The sequence below is a fragment of the Brevundimonas sp. EYE_349 genome (genome assembly GCF_023147505.1).
Lineage (GTDB): Bacteria > Pseudomonadota > Alphaproteobacteria > Caulobacterales > Caulobacteraceae > Brevundimonas.
This window is the reverse complement of the sequence record NZ_JAHXPB010000007.1, coordinates 125,574-145,278: the sequence shown is the minus strand read 5'-3', so window position 1 is coordinate 145,278 and position 19,705 is coordinate 125,574. Positions and strand designations below refer to the sequence as shown.

General features: G+C 68.8%; 18 protein-coding genes. 7 read left to right on the top strand and 11 right to left on the bottom strand.

Annotated features, from left to right (window positions below):
* Positions 1-83: 83 nt before the first annotated feature.
* Complete coding sequence (locus KZX42_RS13660) at positions 84-1,061, bottom strand: complex I NDUFA9 subunit family protein (protein WP_248120110.1); 978 nt, start codon at positions 1,059-1,061, stop codon at positions 84-86.
* 115 nt (positions 1,062-1,176) lie between these two features.
* On the opposite strand from KZX42_RS13660, the gene KZX42_RS13655 reads away from it, so the two are divergent.
* A complete protein-coding gene (locus KZX42_RS13655) occupies positions 1,177-1,608 on the top strand; it encodes a DUF488 domain-containing protein (RefSeq protein WP_248120102.1) in 432 nt (143 codons plus the stop codon).
* Positions 1,609-1,610: 2 nt separating this feature from the next.
* Here KZX42_RS13655 and KZX42_RS13650 read toward each other — a convergent pair whose 3' ends face one another.
* Both KZX42_RS13650 and KZX42_RS13645 read right to left on the bottom strand, forming a co-directional pair.
* Positions 1,611-3,563 carry a M1 family metallopeptidase gene (locus KZX42_RS13650; protein WP_248120094.1) on the bottom strand — a complete coding sequence of 651 codons (1,953 nt, stop codon included), beginning with the start codon at positions 3,561-3,563 and terminating at the stop codon, positions 1,611-1,613.
* 82 nt (positions 3,564-3,645) lie between these two features.
* Positions 3,646-4,887 carry a multidrug effflux MFS transporter gene (locus KZX42_RS13645; protein ID WP_248120092.1) on the bottom strand — a complete coding sequence of 414 codons (1,242 nt, stop codon included), beginning with the start codon at positions 4,885-4,887 and terminating at the stop codon, positions 3,646-3,648.
* 128 nt (positions 4,888-5,015) lie between these two features.
* On the opposite strand from KZX42_RS13645, the gene KZX42_RS13640 reads away from it, so the two are divergent.
* Entirely contained in the window at positions 5,016-6,461 is a 1,446-nt protein-coding gene (locus KZX42_RS13640; RefSeq protein ID WP_248120090.1) for an AMP nucleosidase, read from the top strand.
* Between the two features lie 159 nt (positions 6,462-6,620).
* On the opposite strand, the gene KZX42_RS13635 is transcribed toward KZX42_RS13640, so the two are convergent.
* Positions 6,621-7,472, bottom strand: a complete 852-nt coding sequence (locus KZX42_RS13635) for a metallophosphoesterase (RefSeq protein WP_248120089.1) — start codon at positions 7,470-7,472, stop codon at positions 6,621-6,623.
* On the bottom strand, positions 7,472-8,416 hold the full coding sequence (locus KZX42_RS13630) for a diacylglycerol kinase family protein (RefSeq protein ID WP_248120086.1): 945 nt from the start codon (positions 8,414-8,416) through the stop codon (positions 7,472-7,474). The genes KZX42_RS13635 and KZX42_RS13630 overlap by 1 nt, the downstream gene beginning before the upstream one ends.
* 132 nt (positions 8,417-8,548) lie before the next feature.
* Here KZX42_RS13630 and KZX42_RS13625 point away from each other — a divergent pair, with 132 nt between their 5' ends.
* From KZX42_RS13625 to KZX42_RS13615, 3 genes are all read left to right on the top strand, one after another.
* Positions 8,549-8,899, top strand: coding sequence for a glycine zipper domain-containing protein (locus KZX42_RS13625; protein WP_087120902.1), 351 nt, complete (start codon positions 8,549-8,551; stop codon positions 8,897-8,899).
* A 122-nt stretch (positions 8,900-9,021) separates the two neighbouring features.
* A complete protein-coding gene (locus tag KZX42_RS13620) occupies positions 9,022-9,483 on the top strand; it encodes an OmpA family protein (RefSeq protein ID WP_248120084.1) in 462 nt (153 codons plus the stop codon).
* A gap of 83 nt (positions 9,484-9,566) precedes the next feature.
* Positions 9,567-11,726: a thioredoxin family protein gene (locus KZX42_RS13615; RefSeq protein ID WP_312570580.1), complete on the top strand. Its 2,160-nt coding sequence runs from the start codon at positions 9,567-9,569 to the stop codon at positions 11,724-11,726.
* 2 nt (positions 11,727-11,728) lie between these two features.
* On the opposite strand, the gene KZX42_RS13610 is transcribed toward KZX42_RS13615, so the two are convergent.
* Genes KZX42_RS13610 through mutM form a run of 4 tightly spaced genes read right to left on the bottom strand, consistent with a single transcriptional unit; the run spans position 11,729 to position 14,827 of the window.
* Positions 11,729-12,625 carry an alpha/beta hydrolase gene (locus KZX42_RS13610; protein ID WP_248120082.1) on the bottom strand — a complete coding sequence of 299 codons (897 nt, stop codon included), beginning with the start codon at positions 12,623-12,625 and terminating at the stop codon, positions 11,729-11,731.
* Between the two features lie 40 nt (positions 12,626-12,665).
* A complete protein-coding gene (locus KZX42_RS13605) occupies positions 12,666-13,454 on the bottom strand; it encodes an enoyl-CoA hydratase-related protein (RefSeq protein WP_248120080.1) in 789 nt (262 codons plus the stop codon).
* A gap of 47 nt (positions 13,455-13,501) precedes the next feature.
* Complete coding sequence (locus tag KZX42_RS13600; RefSeq protein ID WP_248120079.1) at positions 13,502-13,945, bottom strand: hypothetical protein; 444 nt, start codon at positions 13,943-13,945, stop codon at positions 13,502-13,504.
* An 18-nt stretch (positions 13,946-13,963) separates the two neighbouring features.
* Positions 13,964-14,827, bottom strand: a complete 864-nt coding sequence (gene mutM, locus KZX42_RS13595) for a bifunctional DNA-formamidopyrimidine glycosylase/DNA-(apurinic or apyrimidinic site) lyase (protein WP_248120077.1) — start codon at positions 14,825-14,827, stop codon at positions 13,964-13,966.
* 126 nt (positions 14,828-14,953) lie between these two features.
* Between mutM and KZX42_RS13590 the strand changes: the two genes are divergently transcribed.
* On the top strand, positions 14,954-17,005 hold the full coding sequence (locus KZX42_RS13590; RefSeq protein WP_248120075.1) for an oligopeptide transporter, OPT family: 2,052 nt from the start codon (positions 14,954-14,956) through the stop codon (positions 17,003-17,005).
* Here KZX42_RS13590 and KZX42_RS13585 read toward each other — a convergent pair.
* Together KZX42_RS13585 and ubiG are read right to left on the bottom strand one after the other, a co-directional pair.
* Entirely contained in the window at positions 17,002-17,544 is a 543-nt protein-coding gene (locus KZX42_RS13585; RefSeq protein WP_248120073.1) for an AAA family ATPase, read from the bottom strand. The two genes, KZX42_RS13590 and KZX42_RS13585, sit on opposite strands and share 4 nt — an antisense overlap.
* Positions 17,541-18,359, bottom strand: coding sequence for a bifunctional 2-polyprenyl-6-hydroxyphenol methylase/3-demethylubiquinol 3-O-methyltransferase UbiG (ubiG, locus tag KZX42_RS13580; protein ID WP_248120071.1), 819 nt, complete (start codon positions 18,357-18,359; stop codon positions 17,541-17,543). The genes KZX42_RS13585 and ubiG overlap by 4 nt, the downstream gene beginning before the upstream one ends.
* Positions 18,360-18,415: 56 nt before the next feature.
* On the opposite strand from ubiG, the gene KZX42_RS13575 reads away from it, so the two are divergent.
* Entirely contained in the window at positions 18,416-19,690 is a 1,275-nt protein-coding gene (locus KZX42_RS13575; RefSeq protein WP_248120069.1) for an aspartate kinase, read from the top strand.
* Positions 19,691-19,705 lie beyond the last annotated feature (15 nt).

Sequence of the window (19,705 nt, the reverse complement as noted above, 5' to 3'; positions counted from 1 at the left end):
CTCTTTGTTCCCGCACGCGAAGTCCCGCAGGCGGCGAAACGCGGCCTGCGGCCCCATCGGATGGGGATTGATCCGCAGTCCGCTCAGTGCGCCGGGGCTTCGGCGAACTGGCCGCCGACGCGGTAGCGCCACAGATAGGAGGGGGCGATGGCCGCCATGCCGGTGGCGTGATCCACGCCCAGCGCCGCCAGCCCCAGAGCCTCGGGCGCCACGACATTGTCGCGCTCCAGCATCAGCACCTGATCGCGCGTCAGCGGCGGCGTGACGCCGACGAACCGGCTCAGCTGCAGCAGCGAACCCAGAGGTTTGGCGACCGCGAAGGGCAAAGAGACCAGCATCCGGTCACGGCCCGTCTCGCGCCGCACCAGCTCCAACACCTCGCGGAAGGTGAAGACGCTCGGCCCGCCCAGTTCATAGGTGCGGCCGGCGGCGTCCGCGCGGGTCACGCCGCGCGCGATCGCCTCGGCGACATCGCCGACATAGACCGGCTGGAACCGGGTGTCGCCGCCGCCGATCAACGGCAGGAAGGGCGACATCGTCGCCATGGACGCAAAGCGGTTCAGGAAGCCGTCGCCGGCGCCGAACACCAGCGACGGACGCAGGATCACCGCATCGGGATAAACGGCGCGCACCGCCTGCTCGGCCTGGGCCTTGGTGCGGCCATAGGCCGAGGGGCTGGCGGCGTCGGCGCCGATGGCCGACATCTGGACCAGACGCTGAACGCCCGCCGCCTTGGCCGCCTCGGCGATGGTCTTGGCCGCCTGGGTGTGGACGGCGTCGAAGCCGCGCTTGCCGCCCGCGTCATGCAGGACGCCGACCAGATTGACCACGGCGTCCGCGCCGCGCACGGCGGCGGCCACCTCCGCCGGGTTGGTGACGTCGCAGCGCATGAACTGAATCTGGCCGGGATCGCCCAGCGGCTGGATCTCGATGGCCAGGACCGGGTTGCGCACGGCGATGCGGATGCGCCAGCCGCGCCGCGCCAGGGCGCGCACCGCCTGCGACCCGATGAAGCCCGACCCTCCGAAGAGAGTCACGACGCCGGGGGCGAGGTCAGCCATGGGAAAAGCTCCTGTCGAAATCCGTGTCGGCGGGATAGACGATAGGGCGCCGCACCGCAACGCGGGCCTTCACGGCCACGCTGGCGTTCTACCGGCGGCCGCCCATCTGAGGCCGATGAAGCTTTTCACCATTGGTTACGAGGGCGCGACCCAGGCGGAGGTGATCGCGCGGCTGAAAGCGGCCGGGGTCCAGACCCTGATCGATGTCCGCGCCGTCGCCGCCTCGCGCCGCGCCGGTTTTTCCAAGACGATCCTGGGCGAAAGCCTGAAGGCCGAAGGGATCGACTACCTCCACCTGCGCGGCCTGGGCACGCCCAAGGCCGGACGAGATGCGGCGCGCAAGGGCCGTGTCGACGAGATGCGCGCCATCTTCGCCGGTCACCTCGCCGAGCCGCAGGCCCAGATCGAGTACGAGCGGCTGAAGGCGCTGGCGGCCGACAAACCCGTCGCCCTGCTGTGCTTCGAGGCCGACCACGCCGGCTGCCACCGCGCCGTCCTGGCGGAACGGCTGGCGGAGGAAACCGGCGTGGCGGTCGTGGACCTCTAGGCTTACGGACGACCGACCAGCTGGTCGACAGAGCCGCTGGTGACCGGGTGATACAGCGGACGGGCCTCGGCGTAGATGCGGCGGGCGATCGGGCGGCCCCAGTCGCCTTCGTTCCACAGGGTCTGGAACAGCGGCAGGACGAACTTGCGGCGGCCCTGGCTGGTCAGGAACGTCTCGGCCGTGGCGACCGACGGCTGATAGCGATGGGCCAGGGCGATCTGCAGCCAGGCGAAGGTCAGTTCGGCATTGCCCTCGTTCGACAGGTTCAGCGTCCGCTCAAGATCGGCCAGCTGTGCATTAGTCAGCCAGTCAGCGCCGGTTCGCAGGCCGTCGGGACGCCAGCCCAGGAAGCGCTGGCGCTGCTGGGTGTTCCAGTCCGTCCACGGAATGGCCGAGGCCGCTCCCTTGTTCTTGAAGAAGGCGACGGCGGCCGCATCCACCGGCTCGAAGGCGTGGGACACCGGCGCGACGGCGTTGGACGGCAGGCCGGGCTGATAGACCCAGGCGTCCATCTGCAGTTGGCTTTCCAGCGCAGGGTCGCCCTTGATCAGATTGTCGCGGATGTCCTGCAGGAACATGGCCGTGGTCATCGGGCGATAGGCGTTGCGGTCGAAGTAGCCGCGCAGCCAGGCGTCGAACCGATCCCGCCCGACGGTGAGCTCGATGGTCCGCAGGAACAGGGCGCCCTTCTCATAGGCGATGTCGTTCATGCCGTCGTCGGGATCGCGGCCCTTCAGGTCCAGATGCAGGCGGGTGTCCGCCGCCGGCAGCGACTTCAGCGTGTCCTGCAGGCTGTCCCAGCCCAGAACCTGCTCCTGCATGGCCCGGTCGTGACCGTAGACGGACTCCATGATCCGGTTCTCGAAATAGACGGTGAAGCCTTCGTTCAGCCAGAAGTCGTTCCAGGTCGCGTTGGTCACCAGATTGCCTGACCAGGAGTGCGCCAGTTCGTGCGCCACCAACGACACCAGCGACCGGTCGCCGGCGATGATGGTCGGGGTTGCGAAGGTCAGCTTGGGGTTCTCCATCCCGCCGAACGGGAAGGAGGGTGGCAGGACCAGCAGGTCGTAGCGGCCCCAGCGATAGGGGCCATACAGCTTCTCGGCCGCCGTCACCATCTGGGCGGTCGGCTCCAGCTCCCACTGGGCGGCGCGCAGGCGGCTGGGCTCGGTCCAGACCCCGGTGCGGCCGTCGAACGGCGCAAAGGCGATGTCGCCGACGCCCAGCGCGATCAGATAGGGCGGGATCGGATTGTCCATCCGGAAGCGCCAGGTCTTCATGCCGTTTCCGGCCGGTTCGCCATTGGGCGTCAGGTGATCCGCGCTCATGACCACGGTCAGGTCGGCGGGCGCGGTGATGCGGGCGGAATAGGTCTGGCGGATGCCGGGGCTGTCCTGGGTCGGGACCCAGGTGCGGGTCAGGATCGCCTGGCCCTGGCTGAACAAATAGGGCTTCTGGCCGCCGGCCGTCTGGGCCGGGCTGAGCCATTGCAGCGCCGCGGCGTCGGGCCGGGTCGAATAGCGGATCGTGATCTTGCGGCGTTCATTGGCGGTGAAGGCCGGGAAATAGACGGTCAGGGGCTGGCCCCTGATGGCGTCGTTCTCGCCGACCACGAAGCGCAGCGGCTGTCCCGCCGCGTCGCGCACGTCCTGGATGTCCAGGTTGCGGATATCCAGGATCACCTCGTTGGCGCCGGGGATGGCCAGGATGTCCAGGGTCGCCGTGCCCGCCAGGGTCTTGGCCTGGAAGTCGGCGGTCAGGTCCAGCGCCACATCGACGACGCGGGCGATCTCAGGCCGGGCGTAGGTGTGACTGTCGACCGCTTCCGGGCCCGGCGCCGGGGCGATGGCGGGCGGGGCCAGGGACGCGCCGCCCGACGTGGTGGAGCAGGCGCTGACCCCCAGGGCGGCGGCGAGGGCGAGGGCGGAGACGAGGCCGAGCGCTTTGCGCTTCATCGGGATTTTCCTGGGCTGACCGTAACGATTGGCCGGACAACGCGCGGAAACGCCGAAAAGATCAAGTCTGGGCCATGCCCGATCAGGCCGGCGCCGAATGGTGCGCCCGGAACAACCGCCCGCGCTCGGCGAACAGGACCCACCCCAGGGCGGCCAGGCCGAACAGGGTGAAGCCCGCCGCCATCGGAACCGTGGTGCCGTTGAACTGCTGGCCCACCGCAAAGCCCAAGAGGGAGCCGGCGATGGTGGAGACGAAGCCCTGGATCGAGGCGGCGGTGCCGGCGATATGGCCCATCGTCTCCATGGCCATGGCGCCGAAGTTGCCGGCGATCAGCCCGAAACAGAACATGGTCAGGGTCTGCAGCACCGCGAAGGTCCAGATCGATTCATGGCCGCTGATCGCCACGACGGCGTGGACGGCGGAGATGGCGGTGAAGCCGATCAGGGCGGTGTGCGAAATCCTGCGCGATCCCAGCCTGACCACCAGCCGGGCGTTGACCAGCGAGGCCACGGCGATGCCGCCCGCGATCAGGGCGAAGACGGCCGGAAAGGCCGCCTCGGCGTCGAACACGTCGGCGAAGATCTGCTGGGACGAGTTTATGAAGCCGAACAGCGCCCCGGTGATCGCCGTCATGGCCAGCGTATAGCCGACGGCCGTGCGGTCGGTGACGGCGACCTTGTAGGCCGAGGCCAGGCGACGCATCTGGATCGGCAGCCGATCCTCGGGCTTCAGCGTCTCGGGCAAACGCAAGCAGGCCCAGACGATCAGGCCCACGCCCACCAGGCCCAGCCCCGCGAAAATCCACCGCCACGGGCCGACCAGCATGATCATCTGACCGATGGACGGCGCCAGGATCGGCACGCCCAGGAAGACCAGGAAGCTGAAGGACATGACCCGCGCCATGGTGCGGCCCTCGTAGCGGTCACGCACGATGGAGACGGCCAGAACGCGGGTGCAGGCGCTGCCCAGCCCCTGGCCGATGCGCGCCAGGATCAGCATGTCGAAGGTCGGCGCCAGGGTCGCCAGAAGGCTGAACACCACATAGAGGCCTACCCCGACCAGCAACACGGGCTTGCGTCCGAACCGATCCGCCAGCGGACCATAGATCAGCTGCGCCCCGCCAAAGCCCAGCAGATAGGCCGTGACCACCCACTGGCGACTGTTGGCGTTGGCCACGCCCAGGTCGTCGCCGATATGCGGCAAGGCTGGCAACATGGAATCGATGGCCAGGGCGTTCAGCGCCATCATCAGGGCGATAAGACAGACGAACTCGACGAAGCCGAGCTCCTTCTTGGCGGGCGCTGACGCGAGGGAAGTGGACATTCGGGCCAGATGCGCCCCCACGCCGCCCTCCGCAACCGCAGCCCTGTCATAAATTGCTGCAATGCAACGAAATCGGGTTTGAACGGCGGGCGCCTCGCCAAAGCCAAGAAGCTTCGCTAGAGGAAGTCATGACAGAACAGATGACAGCACAGGCGGCGCTGGACCGCCTCGAAACCCTCTACACCCAATCCGTGACCAACCTGCGCGAGGCCGTGCGGGATTTCGTCAACACCGGCGCGCGGCCCGATCCGCTGAAACGCGCCGAAGGGGTGTTCGCCTATCCCGAACTTCGCATCCGCTGGGACGGGGATCGTCCCCAGGACCTGGAGCCGCGCGCCTACGCTCGGCTGTCGAAACAGGGCAGCTACGCCACCACCATCACGCGGCCTGACCTATTCCGGCCCTATCTGACCGAACAGCTGGGCCTGCTGGAGCAGGAGTATAACGCCACCTTCGAAGTCGGCGTGTCGCGTCAGGAAATCCCTTTTCCCTATGTAACCGACGGTCTTGAGGTCGCGCTGGACCGATCGATGACGGCCGCACTGGCGCGCTGGTTCCCCACCACGGATCTGGCCCATATCGGCGACGAGATCGCGGACGGTCTGTTCGAGATGGGCGGCGACTTTCCCCTGTCGCACTTCGACGGTCTCAGGACGGACTTCTCGCTGGCGCGGCTGAAACACTACACCGGCACGCCGGTCGACGATGTTCAGTCCTATGTCCTGTTCACCAACTACAACCGCTATGTCGACGAGTTCGTGCGCTGGGCCATCGAACAGCTGCAGACGCGGGACAGTCCCTACGAAACCCTGTCCTGCGCCGGCGGCGTCGTCATCACGCGCGACACGCCAAACCCCGAGGCCGCGATCAGCGACACGGCCTGGAAGAAGCACCAGATGCCGGCCTATCACCTGACCGCGCCGGGCCATAAGGGCGTGACCCTGGTCAACATCGGCGTCGGGCCCTCGAACGCAAAGACGATCACGGATCACCTCGCCGTCACCCGCCCGCACGTTTGGCTGATGATCGGTCACTGCGGCGGCCTGCGCGCCAGCCAGACCATCGGCGACTATGTGCTGGCCCACGCCTATCTGCGCGACGACCATGTGCTGGACGCGGTCCTGCCGCCGGACATCCCCATCCCCTCGATCGCCGAGGTCCAGCGCGCCCTGTACGACGCCACCAAGTCGGTCAGCGGCATGCCGGGCGACGAGGTCAAGCTGCGCCTGCGCACCGGCACGGTGGTCACCACCGACGATCGGAACTGGGAGCTGCGCTATTCCAAATCGGCGCTGCGCTTCAACCAGAGCCGGGCCGTCGCCATCGACATGGAAAGCGCCACCATCGCCGCCCAGGGGTACCGGTTCCGCGTGCCCTACGGGACGCTGCTGTGCGTGTCCGACAAGCCCCTGCACGGCGAGATCAAACTGCCAGGCCAGGCCAACCGCTTCTACGAAGGTTCGATCTCCGAACACCTTCAGATCGGCATCCAGGCCGTGGACCTGCTGCGGAACGAAGGCCCGCGGCTGCATTCGCGCAAGCTTCGCGCCTTCGACGAGCCGCCGTTCCGATAGGGACAAGTCTCCTCCCCACCTGTGGGGAGGGGGACCACGCGAAGCGTGGTGGAGGGGCTCGCGAAGTTCAACAGGCGCCCGCGATGCGGCAAAGCCCCCCTGCGTCGCGGCGCGAAGGCGCGCCGCGCCACCTGCCCATGAAATGGGGAGGAGACAGTCTCAAACCGCCGCCTTTTCCAGTGCGCCCGGCTCGACCGGGCTGGGTGCCGTCGCGGCCTTGCGGGTGTCCTGGCGGCGCGGCAGGCGCCAGACCTGGTGCGACCGATAGCTGGCGCCATCCCAGGCCAGGGCCGTGACCGTGATGGCCTTGGCGTCCCAGTCGATCTGGTTGAAGCCTGGCGGCGCGCCCCTTTCGCGATGCGACAGGGTTCCGCATCCCACCGCATAGGAGCAGTGATCCGCCAGCGGGATCGGCATGGCGAAGGGCACATGGACATGGCCCGTCATGATCAGATCGACCCCCGCCTCGGCGAAGATCAGGGCCGCCTCGTCGCCGCGCTTGACGTCGCCGGTCATCGGCGTGCCGACCATTTCGATCAGCGGATGGTGGCAGGCCAGGATGCGCAGCGCGCCGATGGGCGCCTGGCGCAGGGCCTCGGCCGCGCGGCGCGTCTGGTCCAGGTCGATGACGCCCTTGGACCAGTTGGGCCGCGCCTGCCAGCCGCGCGCGGTGACGACGCCCCGCACCATGACCGCATCGCTGCGGAACTGGCCGTCATGGGCGGGAAAGCCGGTCTCGGTCTCGAAGGCGCGCCACGGATGAAAGACACGCGCCACGGCGTCCCAATAGGGCACGTCGTGATTGCCCACGATGACGAAGCGCGGCTCGGGCATGGCGCGCATCCAGGCGCCGGCGGCCTTGAACTCGTCGGGATAGCCCTTCTGGGTGATGTCGCCGGTGATCAGAACCAGGTCGTTGGGCGTGGCGTGGGCGTAATCCAGGGCGGCGGCGCACGCCTTCTTGTGCTCGCAGCCGAAATGGACGTCGGAGAACTGAAGAACGCGGCCCATCAGAGGCTGTCCTCGGCCGAGGGGGGCTTGGGCGCCAGGGCCTTGAAGGCCTTGGGCACGAAGCGGACCACGGCGTCGGGTTTCAGCAGCAGGGGCTCGCCGTCGATAACCGCCGGAATCTTGGAGCGGGCCCGCACCTCGATCAGTTTCGCTGGGCGGGTCGAGACGGCTGGATCCTGGCGCCAGTCGCTGAACAGCGCCGTCGCGGCCAGGCGGAAGGCCTGGGTCGTGTCGCTGGGATCCATGGCGGCCGCCTCCAGTCCGATAGGATCCTCCATCGCCTTGGAGATCATCGGACTGATCAGGACCAGAGCCTCGGTTCGGCGCTTTTCGCCGCCATCCAGCGTGAAGCGCAGCCGCCCCGAGAAGGCGCGTTTCAGCGCGCGGCGTCCATACTGCCAGGCCAGCTTGATCTTGCCGGTCCGCATGGCCTCGCGCGCCGGCGCCCACAGGGCCGGCGAACCCAGGATGGCCGCGCAATAGAAATATTCGCCCTGCACTTCGCCCCCCGACACCGGCTGGGCCTCGCCCTCCTCCAGCGCCCGCTTCAGCGCCAGTTTCCAGTCGGCCGTGCCGTAAAGCGCCTTGGGCAGCATGTTCATGGTCCCGCCCGGCAGGGGGGCGATCATGGGGCCGTCGGGCCGGGCCTTGGACGCGACCGAGCGCGCCGTGCCGTCGCCGGCCAGGACGAAGATCACGTCAGGCTTGGCCGCGAAGGCCTCGGCGATGGCCTCGTCGAAGCCGCCGCCCTCCAGGGTGACGACCTGGGCCTCCAGTTTGTAGTCGGCCATGATCGCCTCGACCTCGCCGGCCGCGCGCGGCCCCACGCTGCCGGACAGCGGATTGACCAGGACCACCGCATGGCGAAGCGGCGCGTGCGGCGTGAGGGATCGCGCCTCGGCGTCGGGCTGCGGGGTCGAGATTTCGGTCGATGGAGCGCTCATGACGGCCGAACGCCCCGTGGCCGCGCCCGTTCCGAACAAGCGTGGCCATATTTCGCTTTCGCTGCGGAACCTATGCCGCGACATCACGTTTCGGACCTCAGGGGCAGACACCCAGGGACAAAGGATTTCACCATGAACAAGGCGATTATCGCGATTGCCGGCGCCGGCCTGCTGGCTTCGGCCTGCGCCAGCGACCCTTACGGCTATAACAGCGGCCCGAACCAGACTGTTCGCCAAGGCGCCGTCGGCGCCGGCCTCGGCGCGGTCGCCGGCGCCATCATCGGCAACAACGTCGGCGGCGGCAATGCAGCCACCGGCGCCCTGATCGGCGGCGCTCTGGGCGGCGCGGCGGGCGCCATCCGCGGCTCCAACCAGGACCGCAACAACCAGCAGCGTTATCGCGACAGCCAAGGTCGCTACTACTACTGCTACGACAACCGCCAGGACGAGTGCTACTGGGACAACGGTCAGCGTCGTTATTGATCGCTATTGAAAACTTGTCGGTCGCGGAACTCGCCGACCGGCGCTAGGTTGAAGAGGCGGCTTGTCCACGGACAGGCCGCCTCTTTTGCGTAAAGGGCCGGTTCGCCGGCGGGAGGGCTGAGATGATGCGACCTATCGGATTTGCAAAAGGACTGGCGGCTGCGGCGATCCTGGCGACGGGGATCGTGGCGGCGTGCGCGCCGACGCCGAAACGCACCGCCCTGGTGGTGGGCGAATCGCTGTGCACGCCAGGTCGGTTCGACATCTATTTCGTCGAGAATCAGGCGCGGCTGACCGAACCGGCGGCCATGGTCCTGCGCGCGGCGGCGGCCAAGGCCAAGGATTGCGACGTGCGCCGCGTGCGCGTGATGGGCCTGGCCGACGCCACGGGCGCGGCCGAGGCCAATCTGACCCTGTCGCAACGTCGCGCGCGAGCCGTTGTCGCAGCCCTGACCGAGGCGGGGCTGCCGGCGCCGATCTTTGAACTGAGCGCGGCGGGCGATGCGGGCGCCGTGACCGCCTCGGGCAAGGACGAGCCGCTGCGCCGTCGCGCCGAGGTCGTCTACGAGGCCTATCCGCGCTGATCGACGCGGAGGACGGACCAGCGATGGCCGAGCGGCGCGCAAGACGTTAGGTTGCGCGCCTTCTTCCCTGTCGGAAACTGCGCGTGCGACCCTTCGCCTTCGTCCTCGGCCTTGCTCTGCTTCTGACGGCCGTCTCGGCACAGGCCCAGCCTATGGCCGGGCCGGCGTCCGGCCAGATCGCCTTCGGCCCGCAGCGGACCGAGCGGATCGAGGCCGAACTGGTCCCGATGTCGCAATGGGTCGCGCCGGGATCGACCACCGTCGTGGCGGTGCGCCAGAAGATCGCGCCCGGCTGGCACACCTATTGGCGCAATCCCGGCGATTCCGGCGGGGCCACCAGCCTGACATGGACCCTGCCCCAGGGCGTCACGGCCGATCCCATCCTGTGGCCCCTGCCCAGCCGCCAGCGGCTGATGAGCCTGATGAACTACGGCTATTCGGGCGAGGTGCTGCTGCCCGTGCCGATCCATGCCCCGGCCTCGGCTCGGCCCGGCGAAATCCTGACCCTGACGACGGACGCGCTGTTTCTCGTGTGCAGCGACCAGATGTGCGTGCCCCAGCCCATGACCCTGTCGCTGGCCCTGCCGGTGCGCGACGGCGCGGCCCCCCTGGCCCGATCCTGGGGCCCCGAGATCGAACGGTTGGTCGAGACCGCGCCGCGCCCGGCCGGGATCAAGGCGCGTCTGACCGCCCAGGGCGACCGGCTGACCCTGACCGCCACCGGTGGACCGCTGGCGGGCGGCGATGTCGGCCGGGCCTATTTCTTTCCCTATGACGGCGACCGCATCGACCATGCGGCGGCCCAGACCGGCCATGTCGGCCCCGATGGCCTAACCCTGGGCCTTGCCCCCGGAAAGCGCGGGGCGGAGGCCGCCTTGTCGGGCGTTCTGGCGACCGACAAGGGCGCGTGGGAGATCGAGGCGCGCCCCGGCCCGCCCCTGCCCGGCGCCCAGGGTCGCGGCGGCCTGTCCCCGCTTGCGGACGCCGACGCCAGGCCGCCGGGCGGCGGCGTCTGGACCTTTGTCCGGGCCCTGGGGTTGGCCCTGCTGGGGGGGCTGGTGCTGAACCTGATGCCATGCGTCTTTCCGGTGCTGGCGATGAAGGCGGCCTCGCTGTCGGCGGCGGCGCACGATCCGCGGCGCGCGCGCCGGGACGGCCTGGCTTTCACCGCCGGGGTGGTGATCAGCTTCCTGGCGCTGGCCGGCGCGCTTCTGGCGTTGCGGGCGGCCGGCCAGGCCATCGGCTGGGGCTTCCAGTTGCAGTCGCCGGGTGTGGTGGCGGCGCTGGCCCTGGTCATGTTGCTGGTCGGACTGAACCTGTCGGGCGTCTTCCATATCGGGGCGGGGTTGCAGAGCGCTGGTTCCGGGCCTCTGTCGCGCCTGCCCGGCGCGGCCGGCGCCTTTTTCACCGGCGTTTTGGCCGTGGTGGTGGCGGCGCCCTGCACCGCCCCCTTCATGGCGGCGGCCCTGGGCGCGGCCCTGGTGCTGGCCTGGCCCCTGGCGCTGGCGGTGTTCCTGATGCTGGGGCTGGGCCTTGCCCTGCCCTATCTGGCGATCAGCCTGTCGCCCGGGCTTTTGTCGCGCCTGCCCCGGCCCGGCGCCTGGATGGAGCGACTGAAGGGCGTGCTGGCCTTTCCCATGTATGGCGCGGCCCTATGGCTGGTCTGGGTGTTCACGAAGCAGGGCGGCGTAAACGCCCTGGGCCTGTTGCTGACGGCCGCGCTGCTGCTGGCCTTCGCCGCCTGGCTGGCGGGTATAGCGCAGGACGCGCGTCAGAGCGGCCGACGGCCTGTGATGGCGGCGACCTGCGCGACCATCGCGGGGGTGCTGGCGTTGGGACTAGCCGGCGCCGCAGCCGGCGCGGCGCGGACGGCGGACATCGGACCTCGCAGGGAGGACGGTGCGCTGGACGCCCAGCCCTGGTCCGAAGCGGCGGTCGCCCAGGCGACGGCGGCAGGGCGGCCAGTGCTGGTCAATCTGACAGCCGACTGGTGCGTGACCTGCAAGATAAACGAGCGCGCCGCCCTCTCGTCGCCGCGCGTGGCCCAGGCGATGAAACAGGCGAACGCCATCTATCTGGTCGGGGACTGGACGCGCCGCGACGACGCCATCACGCGGGAGCTTCAGGCGCACGGCCGCTCGGGCGTGCCGCTCTATCTGGTCTATCGGCCGGGCCGCGCCGAACCGGACATCCTGCCGCAACTGCTGACGGAAGGCGTGGTGATCGAGGCTCTCAAGCCCTAAGATCAGGACAGGAAGCGTCGCACCGCCGACAGGAACGGTCCCGGCTGTTCGATCATGACCTGGTGCCCCGCACCCTCGATCCGCTCGAACCGGGGCGGCTGGCGCAGGCCCTGGAAACCGTAGCGATATAGGCCCTCCAGCCGGTTGCGCGGGTTCTCTGGATCGCGGGTCCAGCCATAAACCACCGTCACCGGCGCCGTGATCTGCGACAGGCGCGGCCTCAGGTCCACGGTCAGGGCTTCGTACAGACCCTGGGCCAGGACGCGGCGATCTCCGCCTTGAAGCCCCAGCCCCTGAAACACCATGTCCCCGGCCAGACCCATGTCCACGCCCAGCGTCGCCGCCTGGCTCTTCAACGCCTGGTCGCCGAACAGCAGCAGGGCCTGATAGCCCAGCCGGGCCAGCGGCTCGACCTGGGCCGAGGTGGCGCGAGAATCGACCAGGGACGGGAAGAAGGGCGAGGAATCGACCACCATCACCCGGCTGACGCCGTCGCCCATGTCGGCGGCGACGCGCAGGGCGATCTGGCCGCCCAGCGAGTGACCGATCAGGGCCGGACGCACCAGCCCCTGCTGGCGGATGTAGCGTTCGATTTCGGCGGCCGCCGGGCCGGCCAGGCCGCCCGTGGCGTTGCCCTGGATGTCCGTGCCGCCAAAGCCGCGCAGCGTGACCAGATGCACCCGGTAGCGATCGTCCAACCGATCCGCCGTCGACCGCCAGGCCGCGCCCGTCGATCCCAGCCCCGGAATGAAGACCACGTCCGGCCCCGATCCGCGCGTCTCCACGATGATCCGGTCGGAGGCGAAGGCCGGCGCGGGCGCTGTCTGCGGCTGGGCCTGGACAGCGACGGGGACGACCAGGAACAGGCAGGCGGCGAAGGCGGCGAACAGACGGCTCATCATTCCCGCCTAACGCCCGATCACGGCGATCGGTTGACGTCTAGCGCCCCTTGAACTCGGGTTTGCGCTTTTCGACGAAGGCGGACATCCCTTCCTTCTGGTCCTCAAAGGCGAACAGGGAGTGGAACAGTCGGCGTTCGAACTGGACGCCCTGGGTCAGGGTGGTCTCCAGCGCGGCGTTGACCATCTCCTTGTTGGCCATGACCGCCAGCGGGCTTTGCGAAGCGATGCGGGCGGCGATCTTGCGCGTCTCGTCCAGCAGGGTCTCGTGCGGGAAGACGCGCGAGGCCAGACCCGCGCGTTCCGCCTCGGCCGCGTCCATCATGCGGGCGGTCAGGACCATGTCCATGGCCTTGGACTTGCCCACCAGACGGGTCAGGCGCTGCGATCCGCCAATGCCGGGGGCGACGCCGAGATTGATTTCGGGCTGACCGAACTTGGCCTTGTCGCTGGCGACGATGAAGTCGCACAGCATGGCCAGTTCGCACCCGCCGCCCAGGGCGAAACCGTTCACCGCCGCGATGATCGGCTTCCTGAACCGGGTGACGCGGTCGTGGCCGAGGGCGAAATAGTTGGCCGTGTACATCTGGGCGTAGGTCTGATCCGCCATCTCCTTGATGTCGGCGCCGGCGGCGAAAGCCTTCTCGCCCGAGCCTGTCAGGATCAGGCAGCGCACGCTGTCGTCATGCTCGACGCTGTCGAGGAAGTCGGCGAGGTCCTTGAACAGGGCCGAATTCAAGGCGTTCAGCGCCTCGGGCCGGTTCAGGGTCACCACCGCATAGCCGTCTTCGTGGCGCTCGATCAGCAGGTTGGAATAGGCGTCGGACATGGTCGGTCTCCTTCTACGGCGGTCATACAGGCGCGAGGCGAGACCCGCTAGCGGCGCGGCATCAGCGCCAGGGTCAGGGCGGCGCGCGCCAGTTCGACCATGACGACCATGGCCAGCAGCAGATTGGCGGCGATCACCTGGCCGCGCGCGCCCGAAAGGTCCAGCGTCCAGCCGAAGACGGAAGACAGGGCCAGGATCAGCGCCGAGATCAGGATCAGGCCGACCAGCAGCATCAGGGCCACATGACCCGCCTTCAACGCCGCCTGGAGCGTCGGCCCGTCGTCCAGCACGCGGCAACGCCGACGCAACAGCCGCGCGATCAAGCCGGTTGCGGCGGCCTCGGCCACGGCGGCGATGGCCACGGCCGCCACGAACCACCAGATCAGGCCGCTCAGATCGCCGGCGCGCATCCCCTGAGCGAAGTGGACGAAATAGGCGCCCCAGACCAGGACGCCGACCACCAGACTGATCCAGAGATGAATCTTGCGCATGGGTCGAACCTTTCCGGCCTATTTTTTCTGGCAACTGGGGCAGTAGAAGGTGGAGCGGCCGCCCTGGACGATGCGGGCGACGACGCCGGTGCAGCCCTCGCCCCGGCACGGCTCGCCCTCGCGGCCATAGACGTCGAACCGATGCTGGAAATAGCCCTGGCCGCCCTCGGCGTTGGCGAAATCGCGCAAGGTCGAGCCGCCCGCCGCGATGGCGTCGTTCAGCACGTTGCGGACCTCGCCCGCCAGCCGTTCCAGCCGCGTCTTGGACACCGATCCGGCCTTGGCCAGGGGCGAAATACGGGCGCGGTAAAGCGCCTCGCACACATAGATGTTGCCCAGGCCCGCGACGATCCGCTGGTCCAGCAGACTGACCTTGATGGTCTGCATCTTGCCCGCGAAGGCCTCGACCAGATGGGCGCCGGAAAAACCGTTGCCCAGAGGCTCCGGCCCCAGGGCCGCGAACCAGGGGTGGGTCTCGATCTGCTCGGTCGCGATCAGGCCCATGAAGCCGAACCGGCGGGCGTCGGCGTAGCCGATGCGGGTCGCCGAGCCGTCGCGGATGGCGCAGCCGCTGAAATGCTCATGCTTGCCGGCGATGGGCGCCGCCTCCTCGAACTCGCCCAGCAACGTCCCGTCCAGGGTGAAGCGGCCGGTCATGCCCAGGTGCGTGATCCAGGTCTCGTTGGTGGACAGGGGCATCAGGAGATATTTGGCACGACGATCGATCCGCAGCACGGTCGCGCCCTCCAGCCGCTCCACGAACCGCTCGGGGAAGGGAAAGCGCAGGTCCGGGCGGTTGATCCTGACGCGCGACAGACGCGCGCCCTCCAGCACCGGCGTCAGGCCGCGTCGGACGGTTTCGACCTCGGGAAGTTCGGGCATGAAGGCGTGGTAGCTCGCTCGCGCGGCGAGGCCAAGGCGAGACAGCGGCTGCATTCCCACCCGCGAGACCTGTTGCCGCCTGCGACATAATGCGCTTACGGTCCCGCCGAACGTGGGAACCCTTCGATGACAGACGCCTCCGCCGCCCCGAAGGGCCGGCTTGAACTGACGCTCCGCGCCCTGGTGCTGGGCTGCCTGCTGGCGGTGATCTTCACCGCGGCCAACACCTATCTGGGCCTGCTGGTCGGCCTGACCTTCGCCTCGGCCATTCCGGCGGCGGTGATCTCCATGGCCGTGTTGCGGGCGTTCCGCACCTCGACCATCTGGGAGAATATGACGGTCCAGACCGTGGCCTCGGTCGGCGGGGCCATGAGTTCGATCATCTTCGTCCTGCCCGGTCTGGTGATGATCGGCTGGTGGCTGGAGTTTCCGTTCTGGCAGTCGGTCGCCATCTGCATACTGGGCGGCGTGCTGGGCGTCACCTTCTCCATCCCGCTGCGTCGGGCGCTGGTCGTCAACGGCGGCCTGCCCTACCCCGAAGGCGTCGCCGCCGCCGAGGTGCTGAAGGTCGGCTCGCGCGGGGCCGAACAGACCGAAAGCGCGGTGCGCGAGAACAAGTCGGGTCTCTGGGTCGTGGTCGCCGGGGCCGTGGTCTCGGCCGGCTACGCCCTTCTGGTGGCCGGCCGGGTGTTCGCCGGCGAGGCGGCCAAGTTCTTCAAGCTGCCGGCCGCCCTGGGCGGCGGCGCGACCGGCATGGGCTTCGGGATGCAGTTCGCGCTTCTCGGCGCCGGCCATCTGATCGGCCTGACCGTGGGCCTGGCGCAACTGTTCGGCCTGGTGCTGGCCTGGGCCATCGCCGTGCCGATCCTGACCAGCCCGGACACCATCGCCTGGCTGACGGCGCACGGCATCCCCTCCATCGCCTCGACCCTGCCCGCCGGCGTCCCGGCCGAGGAGCTGGCCACCACCGTCTGGGCGCGCGAGGTTCGCTTCATGGGCGCCGGCGTCATCGGCGTGGCGGCGATCTGGACCCTGATCAAGCTGGCCGGGCCGCTGATCGGCGGCCTGACCTCGGCGCTCGCCGCCAATGCTCGCCGCTCGCACGGCGAGGTTCTGGACCTGACCGAACAGGACCTGCCGATCAAGCTGGTCGGGGCGGTTTCGGTCGCCTGCCTGGTCGGCATCGCCGGCCTCCTGGCCTGGTTCGCCCAGAGCGCGCCGGCTCTGGCGTCCTCGACCCCGCTGCTGGTGATCGGCGGCCTGGTCTATGTGGTGCTGATCGGTTTCGCCGTGGCGGCCATCTGCGGCTATATGGCCGGTCTGATCGGTTCGTCGAACAGCCCGGTGTCGGGCGTCGGCATCCTGGCCGTGGTGATCGCCTCGCTTCTGATGCTGGGCGTCATGGCCATCGCGGGCGTGCCGGCCGACCCGTCGATCATCGCCTTCGCCCTGATCGTGACGGCGGTGGTCTTCGCCGTGGCCGTGATCGCCAACGACAATCTCCAGGACCTGAAGACCGGCCAGCTGGTCGAGGCCACGCCGTGGCGCCAGCAGGTCGCGCTGATCGTCGGCGTCGGCGCGGGCGCCCTGGTGATTCCCTTCATCCTGAACCTGCTGAACCAGGCCTTCGGCTTCGAGGGCGGCCCGCCCGCCATCGTCGAAGGCGCAAAGACCCTGGCGGCGCCCCAGGCCACCCTGATCTCGGCCCTGGCGCGCGGCGTCATCGGCGGCGACCTGCGCTGGGACCTGATCGGCCTGGGCGCGGTGATCGGCGTGATCATCATCGTGCTGGACGCCGTGGTCTCCAAGGCCACGAACGGCAAGGTCAAACTGCCGCCGCTGGCCGTCGGCATCGGCTTCTATCTGCCGGCCGCCGCGACCACCATGCTGGTGATCGGCGCGGTCTGCGGCTGGGTCTATGACAAGGCCGTCTCCAGCACCCGCTACGCCGACGTGGCGCGTCGGATGGGCGTGCTGCTGGCGTCGGGCCTGATCGTGGGCGAGAGCCTGTTCGGCGTCTTCACCGCCGGCGTCATCGTGGCCACCAGGGACGACGCGCCCTTCGCCATGCTGCCGGCCGGTTCGGCCTGGCCGGCCATGCTGGCGGGCATCGTCGGCTTCGCGGCGGCGGTGTTCGGCCTTTACGCCTGGACCCGAAGCCGGGCGCAGAAGGTCTAGGTCAAGCCCGCATCAAGCTGATCCAAAACGAAGGCGACCCGCTCGACGAGGGTCGCCTTCGGCAATTCTACGAGGTCGTATCCGTAGCTTGGATAGACGGCGACCATGGCGGCGAAGGTCCGTTCGGCCTCATCGAAATCCTGCCGTCGTTCCGCATCCTGGCCGAAGATTTCGGCCCAGGGCGGGGCGATGAAGACCTTGCGATGATAGCGCAGCGCCCGAGCGGCCCGATCCATGTCCTCCGGGATCGGCAGGCCGCACAGCGTCAGATAGCCGACCACATCCGGCACGCCGCGATCATGAAAGGTCAGCCTGGCGCTTGTTCGGCTGCGACCGTGTGCGGCGACGTCGTGGTCCAGCATTTTTCGGGCGAACAGGGCGCGATCCCGCCACGGCAGCGCGTCGCCGCCCCTGTCCCGTTCTTGGCGGATGATGGCCCGCCCGGCCTCGGGTTCGACCGCATATCCTTCCTGCGCCAAGGCCTCGAGCAAGGTGGTCTTGCCCGAGCCTGGACCGCCGGTCAGAACAACGCCGGTCATGCGCCTGTCGTCACGACCATCATATAGTTGATGCCCGCGTCGTCGGACTGGCTCCAGCGGTCGTTCAGCGGGTCGTAGTTCAACCCATAGGGGCCTTCGACCGTCACCGGCTCGGCGGCCAGCATGGCGCGGATCTCGTCGGGCTTCAGGAATTGGCGCCAGTCGTGCGTCCCGGCCGGAACCCAGCGCAGGATGTACTCCGCCGCAACCTTGCCCAGGGCCAAGGACTTCAGCGTTCGGTTCAGGGTGGCGACCATCATCACCCCGCGCCGCCGGACCAGGCGCGAACAGGCGCGCACGAAGCTTTCCGGGTCGGCGACATGTTCGATCACCTCCATGGTCAGCACGACATCGAACGGGCCGGCGCCTTCGGCCTCGATCTGTTCGACCGTGGCGGCGCGATAGGCGATATCCAGGCCGACCATGTCGGCGTGGGCGCGCGCGGTGCCGATGTTCTCACTGGAGGCGTCGATGGCCGAGACCTCGAATCCCATCCGCCGCATCGGCTCGGCGATCAGTCCCCCGCCGCAGCCGACGTCCAGCAGGGTCAGCCCCTCGAACGGTCGGATCGCGCCGGCGTCGCGGCCCAGCCTGACGCACAGTTGTTCGCGGATCAGCTTCAGCCGCGCCGGATTGAACCGATGCAACGGCGCGAACGGTCCCCTCGCATCCCACCATTCCGCCGCCTGGGCCGAGAAGCGGGCCACGTCGGCGGGGTCGATCGATGCGCCGAACGCGCCTTCCGACGAATTTTGCGAAAAACCCTGCCCCGAACGGGGTAGGCGAGGCGAGGCGGCGCCGTTAGAAGCGGTCATGACGCGAGGGATGAACCTTTGCGGCCTTTCACGCAAGCAGGGGGCGAAACGCCACGATGACGCGGCCCGACACGACACGACTGGTGATGAAGTTCGGCGGCACCTCCATGGGCGACCTCGAACGCATTCGTCGTGCGGCGCGCATCGTCGCCGCAGAGGCCGCGACCGGCAAGAAGGTGGCCGTCGTCGTTTCGGCCATGGCGGGCAAGACCAATGAACTGGTCGCCTGGACCGACGGGGCCGGCCCCGCCGGCGCGGGGCTGCCGCTGTCGGACGACGAATATGACGTGGTGGTCGCCTCGGGCGAGCAGGTGACGTCGGGTCTCCTGGCCATGACCCTGCGAAACATGGGTCTGAACGCCCGCTCCTGGATGGGCTGGCAGGTGCCGATCATCACCGACGACGCCCACGCCCGCGCCCGCATCATCGACATTCCGGGCGAGACGCTGGGCGCCGCAGTGGACGCGGGCGAGATCGCCGTCATCCCCGGCTTCCAGGGCGTGACGACCGACGGCAAGATCACCACCCTGGGCCGCGGCGGCTCCGACACGTCGGCGGTGGCGGTGGCGGCGGCGCTGGAATGCCCGTGCGACATCTATACCGACGTGGACGGCGTCTATACGACCGACCCGCGCATCGAGAGCCGCGCCCGCCGACTGAACCGCGTCTCCTTCGAGGAGATGCTGGAGATGGCCTCCCTGGGGGCCAAGGTGCTTCAAACCCGCTCGGTCGAGCTCGCCATGGCCAAACAGGTGCCGGTCCGCGTGCTGTCCAGCTTTATCGAACCTGACGAAAACGGCGCCCTGCCCCACGAGGCCGGCACCCTGATCTGCGACGAGGAGGAGATCGTGGAAAAACGCATCGTGTCCGGCGTGACCATGAGCCGCGACGAGGCCCGCATCACCCTGCTGGGACTGTCGGATCGCGTCGACGCCCCCGCCGACGTCTTCACCCGCCTGGCCGAGGCCAATGTGAACGTGGACATGATCGTCCAGAGCCAGGCGCGGACCGCAGGTACCGTCAACCTGACCTTCACCACCGGCCGCCGCGACGCCGTGCGCGCCGCCGACATCATGAAGGCGGCCCAGGGCGACCTGCCCTTCGAGGAAATCCGCGTCGACGAGGACGTGGCCAAGGTTTCGGTCGTGGGCGTGGGCATGAGAAGCCATGCGGGCGTGGCCCAGACCATGTTCAAGGCCCTGGCCGACAAGGGGGTCAAATTCCAGGCCATCTCGACCTCGGAAATCAAGATCAGCGTCCTGATCGACGCCGCCTACGCCGAACTGGCCGTGCGCGCCCTGCATTCGGCCTACGGCCTGGACGCGCTATAGGTGATCTGAAGAAAG